8 protein-coding genes, 7 tRNA genes and 3 rRNA genes are annotated in these 18,627 nt (G+C 43.4%); all 18 read right to left on the bottom strand.

Translation table 11 applies throughout. The annotated features are described in order from the left end of the window. Positions 1–191: 191 nt before the first annotated feature. Entirely contained in the window at positions 192–1,334 is a 1,143-nt protein-coding gene (prfB, locus tag I7804_RS05870; protein ID WP_022754401.1) for a peptide chain release factor 2, read from the bottom strand. A 16-nt stretch (positions 1,335–1,350) separates the two neighbouring features. Next, positions 1,351–3,927, bottom strand: a complete 2,577-nt coding sequence (secA, locus tag I7804_RS05865; protein ID WP_022754402.1) for a preprotein translocase subunit SecA — start codon at positions 3,925–3,927, stop codon at positions 1,351–1,353. A gap of 295 nt (positions 3,928–4,222) precedes the next feature. Beyond that, positions 4,223–5,290 (bottom strand): butyrate kinase, encoded by a 1,068-nt coding sequence (gene buk / locus I7804_RS05860; RefSeq protein ID WP_022754403.1) that lies wholly within the window; start codon positions 5,288–5,290, stop codon positions 4,223–4,225. A 131-nt stretch (positions 5,291–5,421) separates the two neighbouring features. Continuing rightward, entirely contained in the window at positions 5,422–6,348 is a 927-nt protein-coding gene (gene ptb, locus I7804_RS05855) for a phosphate butyryltransferase (protein WP_248405442.1), read from the bottom strand. A gap of 143 nt (positions 6,349–6,491) precedes the next feature. Then, a complete protein-coding gene (locus I7804_RS05850) occupies positions 6,492–6,995 on the bottom strand; it encodes an acyl-CoA thioesterase (protein WP_022754405.1) in 504 nt (167 codons plus the stop codon). 362 nt (positions 6,996–7,357) lie between these two features. Continuing rightward, positions 7,358–7,443: transfer RNA gene (locus I7804_RS05845), tRNA-Leu, on the bottom strand. A gap of 25 nt (positions 7,444–7,468) precedes the next feature. Further along, a tRNA-Val gene (locus I7804_RS05840) sits at positions 7,469–7,541 on the bottom strand. A gap of 26 nt (positions 7,542–7,567) precedes the next feature. Next, positions 7,568–7,641: transfer RNA gene (locus tag I7804_RS05835), tRNA-Ile, on the bottom strand. Between the two features lie 38 nt (positions 7,642–7,679). Continuing rightward, a tRNA-Glu gene (locus I7804_RS05830) sits at positions 7,680–7,751 on the bottom strand. 55 nt (positions 7,752–7,806) lie between these two features. Further along, a tRNA-Asn gene (locus tag I7804_RS05825) sits at positions 7,807–7,879 on the bottom strand. Positions 7,880–7,937: 58 nt separating this feature from the next. Then, positions 7,938–10,850, bottom strand: a 23S ribosomal RNA gene (locus tag I7804_RS05820). A gap of 334 nt (positions 10,851–11,184) precedes the next feature. Next, a 5S ribosomal RNA gene (rrf, locus tag I7804_RS05815) occupies positions 11,185–11,302 on the bottom strand. Between the two features lie 164 nt (positions 11,303–11,466). Next, positions 11,467–13,010, bottom strand: a 16S ribosomal RNA gene (locus tag I7804_RS05810). The 16S, 23S and 5S rRNA genes sit together here with 7 tRNA genes alongside, the layout of an rRNA operon. A 275-nt stretch (positions 13,011–13,285) precedes the next feature. Then, a tRNA-Ser gene (locus I7804_RS05805) sits at positions 13,286–13,374 on the bottom strand. 101 nt (positions 13,375–13,475) lie between these two features. After that, a tRNA-Ser gene (locus tag I7804_RS05800) sits at positions 13,476–13,561 on the bottom strand. A 795-nt stretch (positions 13,562–14,356) separates the two neighbouring features. Then, positions 14,357–15,649 carry an IS110 family transposase gene (locus tag I7804_RS05795; protein WP_248404858.1) on the bottom strand — a complete coding sequence of 431 codons (1,293 nt, stop codon included), beginning with the start codon at positions 15,647–15,649 and terminating at the stop codon, positions 14,357–14,359. Between the two features lie 174 nt (positions 15,650–15,823). Further along, the gene (locus tag I7804_RS05790) at positions 15,824–16,948 is read right to left on the bottom strand and encodes an acyltransferase family protein (protein WP_248405440.1); all 1,125 of its coding nucleotides are present in this window, start codon (positions 16,946–16,948) and stop codon (positions 15,824–15,826) included. A 147-nt stretch (positions 16,949–17,095) separates the two neighbouring features. Continuing rightward, positions 17,096–18,298, bottom strand: a complete 1,203-nt coding sequence (locus tag I7804_RS05785) for an IS110 family transposase (protein WP_248405439.1) — start codon at positions 18,296–18,298, stop codon at positions 17,096–17,098. Positions 18,299–18,627: the final 329 nt, after the last annotated feature.

The raw sequence follows: 18,627 nt of genomic DNA, 5'->3' as shown, positions 1-18,627 counted from the left end.
CCTATCGGCATGGCTACAATTTTCTTTATGAAAAGCCTGTATCTGCCACATTCAAAAAATAGTGGCAAAAATAAGGCTATCAGGCTCCGATACTGTGACTTATTCTGTGTTACAACTTGCCGATAATACTTAGCATAAAAAAAGGACAGCCAACAGGCCGTCCCCGATAATCTATGACATTATCAAATTGATCAATCTTCCTCAACATCGCCTACAGGCTTTCCACCTGTAGCAAGCCACTTAAGGTAAGCATTGATGAATGGATCAAGATCTCCATCAAGTACTCCGTCAGCATTAGAAACCTTCTCGCCTGTTCTTGTATCATTGACCATAGTATATGGCTGAAGGACATAAGAACGGATCTGGCTTCCCCATGCATTATCCTTAACCTCGCCTCTGATACCGGCAAGTTTAGCTTCATTTTCTTCCATCTTGAGCATAAGGAGCTTGGCTTTGAGCATCTGCATAGCCTTATCCTTGTTCTGGAACTGTGAACGCTCATTCTGACAAGTTACAACAATACCTGTTTCAAAGTGAGTAATACGAATAGCAGACGATGTCTTGTTGATATGCTGTCCACCGGCACCACTTGAACGATATGTATCAATTCGGATATCTTCAGGACGAACCTCGATATCAAGATCCTCTTCGATATCAGGCATTACATCGTTGGATACGAATGATGTCTGACGCTTGCCCTGCGCATTGAAAGGGCTGATACGGACAAGACGATGAACACCTCTTTCAGACTTAAGATATCCATATGCATTCATACCGTTGATCTGGAATGTAACTGACTTAATACCGGCTTCATCACCATCAAGAAGATCAAGCACTTCTACAGTAAAGCCATGACGCTCTGCCCATCTTGTATACATACGATAAAGCATAGAACACCAGTCACATGCCTCTGTACCACCAGCACCAGCAGAGAGCTTAAGGATGGCATTGCACTTATCATACTCACCATTCAAGAGATTGGCAATTCTGATCTCTTCAAGAACTGTCTCAAACTCATCAAGATCTGCTCTTATCTCATCAGCCATATCATTATCTTCTGTACCTTCATCATTGCACATATCGATCATATCAATGATGTCACCGTACTGAACATTAAGATGCTCTATCTTCTCGATAAGATCCTGCATGTTCTTGAGCTCTTTGGTCTTCTTGTTGGCCTTCTCAGCATCATCCCAGAAGGTAGGCTCTTCCATCTCACGATTTAACTCTTCGATTCTTTTTTTCTTACTTTCAAGATCCAGTGAAGCTGTAACCTCATCAAGAGTAGGCTTCAAATTCTGAATCTCGATCTTCATGTTATCTAATACTACCATTTTCAACCTCTATAAATTATTCAACACCGCCCTGAGCGCCGTGGCAGTTCTTATACTTCTTGCCGCTACCACATGGGCACAGATCATTAGGTCTTATCTTGACTGCAGCTCTTTTAACAGGACCCTTCTTAACAGAATCATCCTTGTTAGTACCTGTAACCTTGGCAACCTGCTCACGCTCAACCTTCTCCTGTACATGTACATGGAAAAGAAGTCTTACAGTATCTTCCTTGATTCCGGCCATCATCTCATTGAACATATCATAGCCGGCCATCTTGTACTCAACCTTAGGATCACGCTGACCATATGCCTGAAGGCCGATACCCTGACGGAGCTGATCCATATCATCGATATGATCCATCCACTTACGATCGATTACCTTAAGAAGGATAACTCGCTCGATCTCACGGATTGTCTCTGCTTCAGGGAACTCAGTCTCTTTCTCTTCATAAAGAGCAACTGCCTCTTCTTTGAGCTGCTGCTTAAGGCCATCTTTGGACTTCTTAGTGATACGGCCTCTTGTAACAGGCTTAAGAGGAACTGTTGGTAAAAGAAGCTCATTGAGCTCTTTAAGATCCCAGTCATCAATATTCTGACCATCACCGATCACTGTATCAATGCTCTCTTCAACGATATCTGTGATCATCTTGTAGATATTATCACGAAGTGATTCACCATCAAGAACGCGGCGACGCTCTTTGTAGATGATCTCTCTCTGCTCATTGTTAACAGCATCATATTCAAGAAGGTTCTTACGAATACCGAAGTTGTTCTCCTCGATTCTCTTCTGCGCTGACTCAATAGCCTTGGTAAGAGCCTTGTGCTCGATCTCCTGCCCTTCAGGAATTCCAAGTGCATTGAACATACTGATAAGACGCTCTGAACCAAAGAGTCTCATAAGGTCATCCTCAAGTGAGATATAGAACTTGGATTCACCCGGATCACCCTGACGTCCTGAACGACCACGAAGCTGATTATCAATACGTCTTGATTCATGACGCTCTGTACCTATGATCTTAAGACCACCGGCTGCTCTGGCCTCTTCATCAAGCTTAATATCTGTACCACGACCAGCCATGTTGGTTGCGATAGTAACAGCGCCGTGCTTACCGGCCTCTGCAACGATCTCAGCTTCCTGCTCGTGGAACTTGGCATTGAGTACGTTGTGCTGGATGCCTGCCTTAGTAAGCATCTTGGACAGAAGTTCTGAAGTCTCGATGGTAATAGTACCAACAAGAACAGGCTGTCCCTTATCGTGAGCCTTCTTAACAGCTTCTACAACTGCTTCATACTTTTCTTTCTTGGTCTTATATACAGCATCCTGAAGATCCTTACGAACTACAGGCTCATTAGTAGGAATCTCTACAACGTCAAGAGCATAGATATCACGGAACTCCTGCTCTTCTGTAAGAGCTGTACCTGTCATACCGCACTTCTTGTTGAACTTATTGAAGAAGTTCTGGAATGTGATAGTTGCAAGAGTCTTGGACTCACGTTTAACCTTAACATGCTCTTTGGCTTCAATTGCCTGATGAAGACCGTCAGAATAACGACGTCCTGGCATTACACGACCTGTAAACTCATCAACGATGAGAACTTCATCATCGCGAACAATATAATCATGGTCTCTCTGCATCAGGTTATTAGCACGGAGTGCAAGAATTATATTGTGCTGGATCTCAAGATTTTCAGGATCTGCAAGGTTAGAAATATGGAAATAGCGTTCAACCTTAGCAACACCCTGCGCTGTAAGGTTTACAAGCTTATCTTTTTCATTGACAATGAAGTCGCCGGTCTCTTCCTGTTCGATACCCATAAGAGCATCCATCTTGGAAAAATCTCCAACGTCTTCACCACGCTGCATCTGCTTTGCAAGCATATCGCAGGCCTCATAAAGCTTAGTTGACTTATCACTCTGACCTGAAATGATAAGAGGTGTTCTTGCTTCATCAATAAGGATAGAGTCAATCTCATCGATGATAGCGAAGTTAAGGCCTCTTAATACGCACTGCTCTTTGTAGATAGCCATGTTATCACGAAGGTAATCAAAACCAAGTTCGTTATTGGTAACATATGTGATATCGCAGTTGTATGCAGCTCTACGCTCATCTGAGTTCATTCCGTTAAGGACTATACCAACTGTAAGTCCAAGGAATTCATGGATCTTGCCCATCCACTCAGCATCACGCTTAGCAAGGTAATCGTTAACTGTAACAACATGACAGCCCTTGCCTTCAAGAGCATCAAGGTATGAAGGAAGTGTAGCAACAAGTGTCTTACCTTCACCTGTTTTCATCTCAGCAATACGACCCTGGTGAAGTATGATACCACCAATAAGCTGTACACGGAAATGTTCCATACCAAGCACACGCTTACCTGCTTCTCTTACAACAGCATATGCTTCAGGCATTATATCATCTGAAGTCTCGCCATCAGCAAGACGTTTTTTAAATTCATCTGTTTTGGCACGCAGCTCTTCATCTGTAAGAGCCTGCATTGCAGGGCGAAGTGATTCAATCTTATCTACGATAGGAGCGATTCTCTTCAGTTCCCTCTCTGAATGTGTTCCAATAATTTTATCGAGTAAACTCATAACTTTCCAACTTTCCCCACTTAAATGGCGTTAATTAACCCATCTGTGACTATACGCCTTTTGGGCTAACTTCATGCCCAAAATCATGCAGATAGTCGCAGTCCGTTTAGCATTATATCAAAAATCTTATGTCTATTCAATTAACAGCTTGTAAATAATGTAAGTTACCGTCTATAAGCTGTATCTTTAGCCATGGATCTAGGGTCTTTATGCAATGAAAAAGCCTCCCTGCCACTAGCTTAGCAGCATGGGAAGCCTTTAAATTAACTATTTGAATTACTATATACCGGTAAAATTAGTATACCTTAGCCTTTTCTTCACCGTTCATAACACGGATAGCGCCCTGAGCGAGTGCAAGAAGCTCGTCTTCACCAGGATATACAGTTACAGGAGCTATGAAACCGATTCTTTCCTTCATTGCAGATGTGATCCTGTCATTATAAGCGATACCACCTGTGATGATGATCTGGTCAACCTTGCCCTTAAGGACAGTTGCCTGAGCACCTATATCCTTACATACCTGATAGATGAATGCATCCATGATAAGTCTTGCCTTCTCATCGCCGGCATCGATCCTTTTCATAACTTCTCTTGCATCATTAGTACCAAGATAAGCATTGAATCCGCCTGCGCCTGTAGCCTTCTTGAGCATCTCTTTTTCAGAGAACTTGCCTGAATAGCAGAGTCTTATAAGAGCGCCTGTAGGAAGCCCACCACATCTCTCAGGAGACATAGCACCGTCACCTTCAAATGCAGAATATACATCTACTATACGACCATGATCGTGAGCGCCTACTGATACACCACCACCAAGGTGAGCAACAACAAGACGAAGATCCTCATACTTCTTGTCAACAGACTTAGCATAACGTCTTGCTACAGCCTTCTGGTTAAGAGGGTGGAAAATAGATGTTCTCTTAACATCAGGCATACCTGATACACGAGCTACATCACTAAGCTCATCAACAACAACAGGATCTACGATGTAAGCCTTAACACCGATCTGATCTGCGATCTCACGAGCAAGGATACCACCAAGGTTAGATGCATGCTGTCCCTGAACACCGATCTCAAGATCCTTGATAACAGCGTCAGTAACTTCATATGTACCGCCTTCGATAGGCTTTAAGAGTCCGCCACGACCAACGATTACATCGAAAGTCTTAACATCAATATTTTTTTCCTTAAGGAAATCAAGGATGATGTTCTTACGGAAGTCCTTCTGATCAATGATAGAGTCATATTTGGAAATCTCTTCTGTAGAGTGGCGAAGAGTCTCGTCCATTTTAAGTTCTTCATCCTCAAAGATACCGATCTTGGTTGATGTTGAGCCTGGATTGATAATAAGGCTTTTGATTGCCATAATGTTATCTCCTTTTTTACGAAAAAATCAGGAAAAGGTTAAACATACGAGCACCTCGTAAGCTAACTGTATTCTTGATTTTTAATTTATAGTTACAAGATTTTATATTTCCGGAAGTACATTTCTATTGATTATAAAGTACCGTTCTTCTGATCTTCTGCAACTACAGCAGCAAGTGCGATAGAGTTGAGCTTAACATCTACACTATCAGAACGTGATGTAAGAATAACAGGAGCCTTAGTTCCAAGAAGAATGTTACCATTCTTAACTTTAGCAAGACGAACGATTGTCTTGTATGTAAGGTTACCAGCGTGAATATCAGGGAAAAGAAGGATATCAGCATCACCAACGATCTTACGGCTCTCAGCACCTGGTTTGAACTTAGCAGCTTCAGGATCAATAGCAAGATCCATGGAAAGAGGTCCATCAACTATGCAGTTCTTGATCTCTCCTGCTTCGCAAGCCTTAGTAAGCTCATCAGCTTCTACAGTAACTGGCATCTTAGGATTTACAACTTCTACAGCTGCAAGAGGAGCTACCTTAGGCATATCTACGCCGCAAGCTCTTGCAACATTAACTGTATATTCTATGATCTGTTTTTTATCTTCAAGTGTTGGATAAGGAAGGAATGCAACGTCTGTAAGGAACAGAAGTCTGTCGATACCCGGAATTTCGAAAACGCAAACGTGAGAAAGTGTCTGTCCTGTACGAAGACCAACTTCTTTGTTAAGAACACTCTTAAGGAAAGTCTTGGAATCAAGAGAACCCTTCATGTAAATATCAGCCTTGCCATCATGTACAAGCTTAACAGCACATATAGCAGCTTCCTGCATATCCTTAACATCAATTACTTCATACTCATCAAGGTTCATGTTAAGAGACTTAGCGATCTCAGCGATCTTCTCAGCATCGCCTACAAGAACTGCGTCAACAATCCCCTTCTGGTGTGCAAGCTCTACAGCCTCCAGTACATGCTCATCCTGTGCATATGCAACAGCAAGCTTCTTCTTGCCTGTTGTCTTGAGCTTAGACAGGATATCATCAAAACTCTTACTCATTTTAAAACTTCTCCTTTCACATATCCGTGCTTTTATGAGTGCTCATGAAATATGACACTCTTTTATTCATGCATTTTGTTAAAATAATAACACACCACATTTTAATTTTCAATACTGCCATCTATATGGCTTATATTTAGTAATTAAAATCCCTCTGCCCTACGCTTCTTGCGCATTGCGATTCTCTTTAGAGCACCTTCCCATTCTGCTTTCTGGCACTCAGTCTCTATCTTAAGACCATAAGGAATGGTAAGAGGCTTTTCGTCATCATCAAGACACACTTCTGTAAGATAAGCTCTGTTTATGACATGACGAAGACCTGTCTTTCGATCCTCAACATAGGTATCAACTCTGACTTCCATAGAAGTTCTGCCAACATAGGTAAGATATGCTTCAATGACTACTATATCCATAAGAAATGCCGGTTTCTTGAACTGAAGATTATCAACTGCAGCTGTTGTAACAGTATGAGCACAGTGTCTTGTAGCAACAATACCTGCCGCTTCATCTATCATAAGCATCAGGTTGCCACCAAATAAACGTCCATAGCCATTGATATCTTCGTGCATCATTACTTTATATCTTTCGACTTTAGAATCTTCCACTGTTTTATATCCAAGTTCGCGTTCAATCTTATCTTCTACCATAAATACCTCCAAAATAAGAACTTTATCTTTTATGAATTCTATATTAATCCTATCGATACATGTTATGTCAGATCTCTATATAAGAGTTATATCACATACCTCTAAGACACATTATATTTACTTTTGATAATAATATATCTATCTTTGTTGTATATCGTATTTATTTATACAAGCTATATTATCTATCTTTGTTGAATATCGTATTTATGTAAGTCATATTATCTATCTTCAAGAGCTATCATATCTATATATTCGACATAATGAAATATAATAATATATTTGATTTGTGAAAAAGCAGTGATTATAACCTCTTGTATATAGACAAAATAAAACGACAAGCTATTAACTTGTCGTTTAAAATATGCCGGCAACCGGAATCGAACCGGTACGGGTATTACTACCCATGGGATTTTAAGTCCCAGGCGTCTGCCAGTTCCGCCATGCCGGCGTATTAACATTATTTATAAAGAAAATGGGACCTATAGGGCTCGAACCTATGACCCTCTGCTTGTAAGGCAGATGCTCTCCCAGCTGAGCTAAGATCCCATGTCTTAAACATATTTGAAAAAAAGTGGAGCTTCGGGGACTCGAACCCAGGACCGACCGGTTATGAGCCGGTTGCTCTAACCAACTGAGCTAAAGCTCCAAAAAACTACGCTTTCGCGTCATAAGAAAACTTCTTAATGACCCCTAGCAGGTTCGAACTGCTGTTACCGCCGTGAAAGGGCGATGTCTTAACCGCTTGACCAAGGGGCCGCGTTGTCTCGCCTCACAGCGAAATACATAAAATATACAGAAGCTAACTCTGTAGCTCCCCAAGTAGGACTCGAACCTACGACACTTCGGTTAACAGCCGAATGCTCTACCAACTGAGCTATTGAGGAATGTTTTAATTGTTCCTTCAAAACCGAACACTGAATCTCCAAACTTATCTTAACTTCTTTGGTTAAGTCCTCGACCTATTAGTACACATCAGCTGAGAATGTTACCACTCTTACACCTTGTGCCTATCAACCTCGTACTCTCCAAGGGGTCTTACCACTTGCGTGGGGATATCTCATCTTGAGGGGGGCTTCACGCTTAGATGCCTTCAGCGTTTATCCCTGCCAGACTTGGCTACCCTGCCTTATGCGATTGCCTTCGCAGCAGATACACCAGCGGTCCGTCCATCCCGGTCCTCTCGTACTAAGGACAGCTCCTCTCAGATATCCTACGCCCGCGCCGGATAGGGACCGAACTGTCTCACGACGTTCTGAACCCAGCTCGCGTACCACTTTAATGGGCGAACAGCCCAACCCTTGGGACCTGCTACAGCCCCAGGATGTGATGAGCCGACATCGAGGTGCCAAACCACTCCGTCGATGTGAACTCTTGGGAGTGATAAGCCTGTTATCCCCAGGGTAGCTTTTATCCGTTGAGCGATGGCAATCCCACGTTCTGCCACCGGATCACTAAGTCCTACTTTCGTACCTGTTCCACCCGTCGGTGTCACAGTCAGGCTCCCTTATGCCTTTGCACTCTTCGGATGGTTTCCGTCCATCCTGAAGGAACCTTTGAGCGCCTCCGATACTCTTTCGGAGGCGACCGCCCCAGTCAAACTCCCCGCCAGACATTGTCCCCGGACCGGTTTCACGGTCCATGGTTAGAAATCCAGTACGGTAAGGGTGGTATCCCAACAGCGGCTCCTTTGCAGCTGACGCCACAATCTCTTAGCCTCCCACCTATCCTGTACATACAATACCGGATCCCAGTATCAAGCTGGAGTAAAGCTCCATGGGGTCTTTCCGTCCTGGCGCGGGTAGCCAGCATCTTCACTGGCACTTCAATTTCACCGGATGCATTGCCGAGACAGTACTCAAATCATTACGCCTTTCGTGCGGGTCGGAACTTACCCGACAAGGAATTTCGCTACCTTAGGACCGTTATAGTTACGGCCGCCGTTTACTGGGGCTTAAATTCAAAGCTTCGATTGCTCTAACCTCTCCTCTTAACCTTCCAGCACCGGGCAGGCGTCAGCCCATATACTTCACCTTTCGGTTTCGCATAGACCTGTGTTTTTGCTAAACAGTTGCTTGAGCCTCTTCTCTGCGGCCCTCATATACTCATACATGAGGGCTACCCTTATCCCGAAGTTACGGGTACATTTTGCCGAGTTCCTTAGCAATGCTTCTTCCGTCGGCCTTAGGATTCTCTCCTCATCCACCTGTGTCGGTTTACGGTACGGGCAGATATCACACTATAGCGGCTTTTCTCGACAGGTCCTCCGGACACTTCACTACTTTATTTCGCTCCGCATCACACAGCTCGATCCTGAAAGGGGTTTCTCCCTTTCCTCTTGCCATGCTTGCCCCGGGCTGCTCTCCCGGGCTGTCCTTATTACCTGTGTCCCCACAGTTCTGATGATATCTGGTGCAGGAATATCAACCTGCTGTCCATCGGCTACGCCTTTCGGCCTCGTCTTAGGTCCCGACTTCCCCAGGGCAGATCAGCTTTACCCTGGAATCCTTGGATATTCGGCCTGAGGGATTCTCACCCTCATCTCGCTACTCATTCCGGCATTCTCTCTTCATAACGCTCCGCTGCTCCTTATCGGTACAGTTTCTACGCTCTTATGAATGCTCCCCTACCGATCACTTATACCCGTAGATACAAGCAATCCCTAGGCTTCGGTGTCGTGTTTTAGCCCCGGTAATTTTCGGCGCAGGACCTCTCGGCTAGTGAGCTATTACGCACTCTTTGAATGCGTGGCTGCTTCTGAGCCAACATCCTAGCTGTCTATGAAATCCCACATCCTTTTCCACTTAACACGTACTTTGGGACCTTAGCCGTAGATCTGGGCTGTTTCCCTTTTGACTGCCCAACTTATCTCGTGCAGTCTGACTCCTGTGCTAAACCTGACTGGCATTCGCAGTTTGATAATCTTTGGTAAGCGGTGAAGCCCCCGCGGATATTCAGTGCTCTACCTCCAACAGGCACGCTACAAGGCTAGCCCTAAAGCTATTTCGGGGAGAACCAGCTATCTCCGAGTTCGATTGGAATTTCTCCCCTATCCACAGCTCATCGCCACCCTTTTCAACGGATGTGCGTTCGGACCTCCACAGCCTTTTACGGCCGCTTCATCCTGTCCATGGATAGATCACCCGGTTTCGGGTCTATGTATACTGACTATTCGCACTATTCACACTTGGTTTCCTTCGGCTTACGTGTCTTAAACACTTAACCTTGCCGGTATACATAACTCGCCGGACCGTTCTACAAAAAGTACGCGATCACTCGTATATAGAGCTTTCGCAGCTTGCAGGCACAGGGTTTCAGGTTCTCTTTCACTCCCCTCCCGGGGTCCTTTTCACCTTTCCCTCACGGTACTATGCGCTATCGGTCACTAAGTAGTATTTAGCCTTACGGGGTGGTCCCCGCTCTTTCAGACAAGGTTTCACGTGTCTCGTCCTACTCTGGATTCTGCCTCGTCTCTTCCACTTTCACATACACGGCTTTCACGTTCTCTGGCAGGTCTTTCCAGGACCTTTCTGTTAGCAGATTTGAATCGATCATGCAGTCCGAACCCCGGAAAGCAAGCTCTCCGGTTTGGGCTCTTCCGCGTTCGCTCGCCGCTACTTACGGAATCACTTTTGTTTTCTCTTCCTCCGGCTACTTAGATGTTTCAGTTCACCGGGTTCCCGGCCTTAACCTATGGATTCAGTTAAGGTCAACCAGGGTCTCCTGGTTAGGTTGCCCCATTCAGATATCTGCGGATCTTGAAGTATTTGCCTCTCCCCGCAGCTTTTCGCAGCTTATCACGTCTTTCATCGGCTCTTAGTGCCAAGGCATCCGCCCTGCGCCCTACATAACTTAACCTGTTATGCAGGAATCAGTCCTGATCTTTCGATCATCTGGATTCTCTTCTTATCTTTCTCACAGCGATATGAGTAAGATAAGGCCCATTTCTTTCGAAATGGTCTTGATGAATTTCTTCATCTTTTTTGATGTCTTGATTTTTGGTTTGGACATAGAACATATCTTTGATCTTTTGGATCTTGATATAATCTATATTTCAGTATTCGGTTTTCAAGGAACAATTACCTTATTCATGATCTTCGATCACGATCTAAGTCTGACTGTTTGAACAGTCATCAGAAATCGGAAGACTTTTGTTTTCTGATCTCTCATCATCATTCAAACTTTTTTATAAATCTGGCAGCCACCTATCCTCCCATACCGTCACCAGTATAGTACTTTCGGCCGCTAAGGTCTTAACCGTCGTGTTCGAGATGGGAACGGGTGTTTCCCCCAAGCGCATCGCCACCAGAAATATTTTGTTGTTAATGTTCAGCGCTTTGATATCTTACTCTGCAGTCTTTCGCCTGTCAAGCTTGATTTTTCAAAGACTTTTCTTTGCTTTTTAGTTAATAAATAACCTTAACAACTAAACAGTAATGCAACTCCCTACTTCTTCCTTCTATATTTTCCTTAGAAAGGAGGTGATCCAGCCGCAGGTTCTCCTACGGCTACCTTGTTACGACTTCACCCCAGTTATCCGACCTGCCTTAGGCAGCTCCTCCTTACGGTTAGGCCACTGACTTTGGGCATTTCCGACTCCCATGGTGTGACGGGCGGTGTGTACAAGACCCGGGAACGTATTCACCGCAGCATTCTGATCTGCGATTACTAGCGATTCCAGCTTCGTGCAGGCGGGTTGCAGCCTACAGTCCGAACTGGGTCGTTATTTTTGGGATTTGCTCACCTTCGCAGGGTTGCTTCCCTTTGTTACGACATTGTAGCACGTGTGTGGCCCAGATCATAAGGGGCATGATGATTTGACGTCATCCCCACCTTCCTCCAGGTTATCCCTGGCAGTCTCCATAGAGTGCCCATCTTACTGCTGGCTACTATGGACAAGGGTTGCGCTCGTTGCGGGACTTGACCCAACATCTCACGACACGAGCTGACGACAACCATGCACCACCTGTCTCAGATGTCCCGAAGGTCTTATGGCATTACCCATAATTCATCTGGATCTCAAGATCTGGTAAGGTTCTTCGCGTTGCTTCGAATTAAACCACATGCTCCACCGCTTGTGCGGGTCCCCGTCAATTCCTTTGAGTTTCATTCTTGCGAACGTACTCCCCAGGTGGAATACTTATTGCGTTAGCGCCGGCACTGAAAGACTATGTCTCCCAACACCTAGTATTCATCGTTTACTGCGTGGACTACCAGGGTATCTAATCCTGTTTGCTCCCCACGCCTTCGAGCCTCAACGTCAGTTGCTGTCCAGTAAGCCGCCTTCGCCACTGATGTTCTTCCTGATATCTACGCATTTCACTACTACACCAGGAATTCCGCTTACCTCTCCAGTACTCTAGTCTACCAGTTTCCAAAGCAAGCCCACGGTTGAGCCGTGGGGTTTCACTTCAGACTTGATACACCGTCTACGCTCCCTTTACACCCAGTAAATCCGGATAACGCTTGCCCCCTACGTATTACCGCGGCTGCTGGCACGTAGTTAGCCGGGGCTTCTTACTCAGGTACCGTCATCCCCTCTTACGAGGTCTTTCTTCCCTGCTGATAGAGCTTTACATACCGAAATACTTCTTCACTCACGCGGCGTCGCTGCATCAGGCTTTCGCCCATTGTGCAATATCCCCCACTGCTGCCTCCCGTAGGAGTTTGGGCCGTGTCTCAGTCCCAATGTGGCCGTCCGCCCTCTCAGGCCGGCTACTGATCGTCGCCTTGGTGGGCCGTTACCTCACCAACTAGCTAATCAGACGCGGGTCCATCTCATACCTATAAATATTTTCACACTAGATCATGCGATCCTGTGCGCTTATGCGGTGTTATCAGTCGTTTCCAACTGCTATCCCCCTGTATGAGGCAGGTTACCCACGCGTTACTCACCCGTCCGCCACTAAGTTTAACAAGAATCTGCCGAAGCTTCATCAGCGCTAAACTCCGTTCGACTTGCATGTGTTAGGCACGCCGCCAGCGTTCATCCTGAGCCAGGATCGAACTCTCACTTTAAAATGCGACAAAGATCATAAATGATCTTCTTACGCTTGGAATCACTTCGTGATTCCGAGTTCGCCGGTTCAGACTTATGCTGACTTAATCAGAATAATTCTGCTCCACTGTTATTTCTAACAGCTTGATGGTGGCTAAACCATCAAAAATTTACTTTTGGTTTTTGTTCTTCTGAACATTCTGTCCTTCTTCAAAAGAAGAACTGGAATTTTCAGGGTTGCATTACTGTTAAGTTGTCAAAGTTCTATGTAATCTACATCTGCTAAGCAGATGAGCGCAGAAGGAGGGATTTGAACCCTCGCGCCGCTATTAACGACCTGCACCCTTTCCAGGGGTGTCTCTTCAACCACTTGAGTACTTCTGCAAAAAGGTTGATTCATAGATCATATTCAAATGAACTTAGATCTAATCTCTTAATTAACAGCGGACGATGTATCCTGTCCTATGCCGCTTTATGATTACTAGCGGAGCGAAAGGGATTCGAACCCTTGTGGCGTTGCCGCCAAACGGTTTTCAAGACCGCCTCGTTATGACCGCTTCGATATCGCTCCATATAAAAGCTATATATCTTTCAGCTTTATTCCTGCGCTGTTTTCGTAGAAGCGTTACCGCCGCAGCGCAAGATATATACTATCAAACTCAACCTATGGTGTCAAGCAATTTTTCTAATTTTTTTCAATATTTTTTTATCGTCAAAATATGTATTGTACGTCGTAAAGCGATCTCACACCTAAATCTGCCGTAATCCACGTAAATACAACATTTACAGCTGATTTATATTAGAACTGCTCTTCAAACAAATCAGCCCATAAATATACTTTGATTAAATCCCTGTTTTAAAAAATCTCTATGCCAATAACACTATTTACACTTTTCACTGCCTACTTTTCATTTAGATAATCAGATCTTATCGTCATTACTAATCCTCTCCATATAATCAAGTGTTTTCTTCAGTAATTTCAAGTTTTTTTCTATCCTCAGTATGAGTAGAACTTAGGTTATGGAGTAATCCTTGTCTATAAATGACAGATATATAGGTATAAATGGGTACTCCAAATAAAACGTCTTATGATTACGATTTAAAAATGGCCTCGATGTATACCCATCCCTATATGGCAGCTCACCTCTCATGTCCAACAGGATCATCCCAGCAAGGGGAGTCCTCACTTCCTTCGTTCTGCCTATCCATAACCAGGGTGCCAGCTCAGCTAATCAACAGGGTCAAAGCCCTCCGGAAAAAATTCCTGCTGGCTACCAGCTCACTCTTTGTTTGTTACTGATCCAAAACACTTTGCATTACAGCACCTTGCGGTGGACGCTTCCTGTAATAGCTGTGAGTTGTGGGATTATGCAGCTATAAGCTTTGCTCCTCCCGGATACTTGATGTCCTCAAGCATCTTTGATGCATCGTAGCTGACTCCTTTTACAAGGACTACATGGAATACTCTTATCAGCTTACAGGCTACTGCTGTTACCGACTGCATCTTCTTTAACGGATTGTCATTTCTGGTAGTGTAATAATTATGGATCTGCTTGAATTCTGCATTCTTTCCGATAACCGATATGGCTGCCTGAATGAGCAGATATCTCAAGCGCTTTCGCCCTCTTTTACTTATCTTGGTCTTGCCATTATGCTTTCCAGAACTGTCTTCTACCAGTTCCAATCCAGCAAGTTTCTGAAGTTCTTTGGAATTATCAAAGCGCGTGATATCTCCAACTTCCGCTATAAAACCTGCTACTGTTATTATCCCTACACCCTTTATCTCAAGCAACTTATCCACATGCTTTATCTGAAGGGTGAGGTTCTTGATCAGATCATTGATCTGTTCAAGCCGTTTTGTCTGTGTCTCATAATCCTCTATGAGATCCTTTATTTCGATTCTGGCCTCAGTAAGACCTTCCTTAAAGCCTATACTGTTCAAAGCCCTATTAAATATGGTTATGGCCTTCTTATGACCATTTCCACGCAGTTTTGCGTCCTTCCATATCTTAATGATACCTTCAACACCAATCTCTATTATATCTTCCGGAGTAGGTGCATTCTTTAAAAGGAGTATGCCTCCCTTGGCATCTATATGTGTATAAATTCCTTTGTATTCAGGGAAATATACGCTGATCCATTTATGAATCCTGTTCTTACAACGTATCTGCTCCTCTACCAATGTAAATCTACGGTTTGAAGCATTTCTGAGTTCCGCATATATTCCTGATGGCATATATGTGTAGAAGTAGCGGCCATCTCTTACGAGATTAGCAATGACCTTAGGATCTTTACAGTCATTCTTTGACGGACTGTTATCGTCAAGCTCTTTGGACTTATGTACATGATGAGGATTAACCATGACAAACTTTATATTTTTGCCATTCATATACTGCCCAAGGTTAAACCAGTAGTGCCCCGTGGGTTCCAGACCTACAAGGGTAATCTCAAGGTTGTTCTTGTCCATCAGGTCATTTACTACATCATGGAAAGCGTTGAATCCCTCCATTGAATTGGTGAATGGGATAGGTCTTCTGGTGAGTTCGATTCCTCTCCAATCAAAAGCCCTGAAATAGTGCTTAACGCTTCCAACATCAATACCGACAATCATTGTCTTTTCTGTCACTTGTCTAATCTTTTTGTTTTGTGTAGAATTCATTTGTAGATACCTCTCTTTTTCTGTTTTTGCCAACTTCGACGGGTCAGCAATAAACAGTTTAACTGAGGTATCTCTTAATATCCAGAACTACTTGTTTCATCTACACTTTGAATTATACAGGAAGCTTATTTTCAATCCTTCTTATCAGCCCTTATTGTCAATCCTTAATTTCCCTTATTTTCCCTTATTTAGCTTATATTTGAAATAACAGATCACTTCCGCAACTATCACTGATGCTGCAACGGCTATCAATGGTTTTAGCCAGCTCAGAAGTTCTTTTCCATCATATATATAGAAGAGCCTACTTATAATAGAAATTATCATGATATGAAAATAATATACCGACGCGGACAGGTCTTTGCCCAGATGATATAGGTAGTTAGGGACGGCGAATCTGTTATGTAACTGGCCGTAGACTTCGCCAAGGAGCATGACTGCGACGAGGGTCACTACAGAACCCGCATATACTGTCATATCTCCAAATCGTCTGTATTCAACAACTGACATGATAAGGCCTGCCACGGCCAGAATGTGAAGTATGATGCGATTCTTACGGGCAGAAGTACTGAAAGTGCAGGATTGAATGACGCGGCGCACTGCATCTGCTGCCCTAGACTTTCTTGCATCATTGACTACGCTGTCAAGCCAGACTCCGCCCATGATAAAGGGAATTCCTTCCAGGAGCCAGTTTCTGACAACGTACCAAGTGCGGATGCTGATGTCAAAAGGCCTTATCGGATAATATAATTGCAGTAGTTCTGCGAAAAAGAGCATTCCGGTAAAAAACAGACTAAGGAACCCGCTCCATTTTTTGGCATACTTTGAGAATATGAATACGAGGACGAATACATAAAGGACAGCGTACAGATACCAAAGATGATCTATATCATATGTATAGTCATAGATTATCTTGCCGGAGTTGAACACGAACAGGAGCCAGAGCTCATGAAGGTTATATTTCTGGGATGCAAGGTCCTTGATCCCGTAGCCTACTGTGCCTGCTATGATCAGTGAATATACATTGTACAAAAGAGTAAGTGAGAGCGTTATCACCGCAAGATGGCTTATCTTGGACAGCATGCGTTTTCTGATAATAGCCGGATCTGTGCCGATTGGTAGGTCTTTGAGCAAGAATCTGCCTGATATCACGAAAAAATAAAGCACTGCAAATCTGGACAATGCCTGAACGTCTTTGCCAAATGGTCCCGGGAAAAGACAATGAATGAAAATGACCAGAATGCATGCAATAGCTTTGAACATATAAAGAAAGCTGTTACCAGCTTTAGTATCACCCCTCATAATATAACCACCTGTTTTACTATAATAAAACCTGCTAACAAATGTCAATAGAGAAACGGCTTATTTTTAAGTGTTTTCAATTTCACCATTTTAAGCATCACAAAAGGGCTGGATGAATAGTCCAGCCTTCTTATAACCTGTGGATACTTATTTGTAGACCGCGGTTACTCTCGCATAATATATACGTAGAAATTTATTCAATCCCGCTATTTTAGCGTGTTTTTTGCACTTTCCCTCATTTTCTTTCTTGATTATATAATTATATACAGCAGCATCTTTGGGTGCCGGATGACTCTTAAGTACCCTCATTACTTCATATCCTACTTTTCGTAAAGTTGATGACCCTCTCTTTGTCATCCTTCGATTTGTGCCCACAAATTGTCCTGACTCGTAAGGTGGTGGATCTATACCGGCACAGGCAATGAGAGCTTTTGCACTATGAAGTTTTCTTACATCTCCTATTTCTGCAATTAGTTTTGGTGCTAGCACATCCCCAACACCACCCATTTCTCTAACTGTAGAGTATTCTGGTAAGGACTTAGCAAGAAGCTGCATTCGTGCTAATATAGTAGCCAAGGAGCTATCTATAGCCCTTAATACTGATACTGCTTCCTGTACTAACATTTTGGTCGATGGGGTACTGGAAGATAGTGTAGGAATACCACCGGATGCTAATTCATAGACTTCTTCAGCTTTGGATCTGCTCCGGTGATATTTCTTTTCTTTTGCCCAGAGAAGGTACTCATCTGTGAACTTTTCAAGACTCATGGAAGTAATTACATCATAATGCCAGAACTTTTCCACAAAATCGCTTAACTTGTCCTTGTTGTTTGATTCGTTCCAGCTATTAAACTTTTTCTTGATTCCAGGCATGACATAATCGAGGATATGAGTTAATTCTTGTAAAGCCTTAACATGGAGTTCCATATAGTACCTATATCTGCGCCCTAGCAGCTTCAACTCAGCATATACCTCTTCGGCACCTTCATACTTTTGGAGCTTAAACCACTTTTCAATTCCATAATTAGCAATCATGATCGAATCAAGTTTGTCAGTTTTTACACCCCTAAAGTTGTTATCCTTTGCGAATGACTTCATCACAAAAGGATTTACTACAGATACGAAATAGCCTTTCTCTGTAAGATAAGTCAATACTGGCAAGTGATAGACGCCCGTTGCTTCCATGACTATACGTATTTCACCATCTAACTTCTGGAGAATACTATCGAGTCCATCTAGCTCCTTCTCTACATGTTGCATTTCAAAAGGACTGCACACTATTTCTCCATACGGCTTAAGTATGCAGACAGTGCTTTTTCCTTTTGATACATCAATTCCAACACTAATCATTCTGAACCTCCTCCAACTGTAAATAGTAATTGTTCCAGCCACACTTATTACCATTCAGTTTAGTTGGTTACACGGGTGTTTCTCCCTACCTGCTTAAGCGAATGCTTATAATAAGGGGTTGGTTAACGGTTTTATTGACGGATGCAATGATCCAAAAAAGCACACGTCAGACCAATTACTCCCCTTATTATAAAAAAATAAGTGCAGATGTCAGAGTTAATTACTCTCTAACAACTACACTTTTATGGTACTAAAAATCACCCTAAAAAGCGGCAGCCTTTGCAGCTACCGCAATATCTCATATGTAGATGTCTTATTATAACATGTTA

Source organism: Butyrivibrio fibrisolvens (assembly GCF_023206215.1).
In the GTDB taxonomy this organism is placed as follows: Bacteria; Bacillota; Clostridia; order Lachnospirales; family Lachnospiraceae; genus Butyrivibrio; species Butyrivibrio fibrisolvens_C.
Note: the sequence above shows the minus strand (reverse complement) of the source record. Positions and strands in the feature narration are given on the sequence as shown.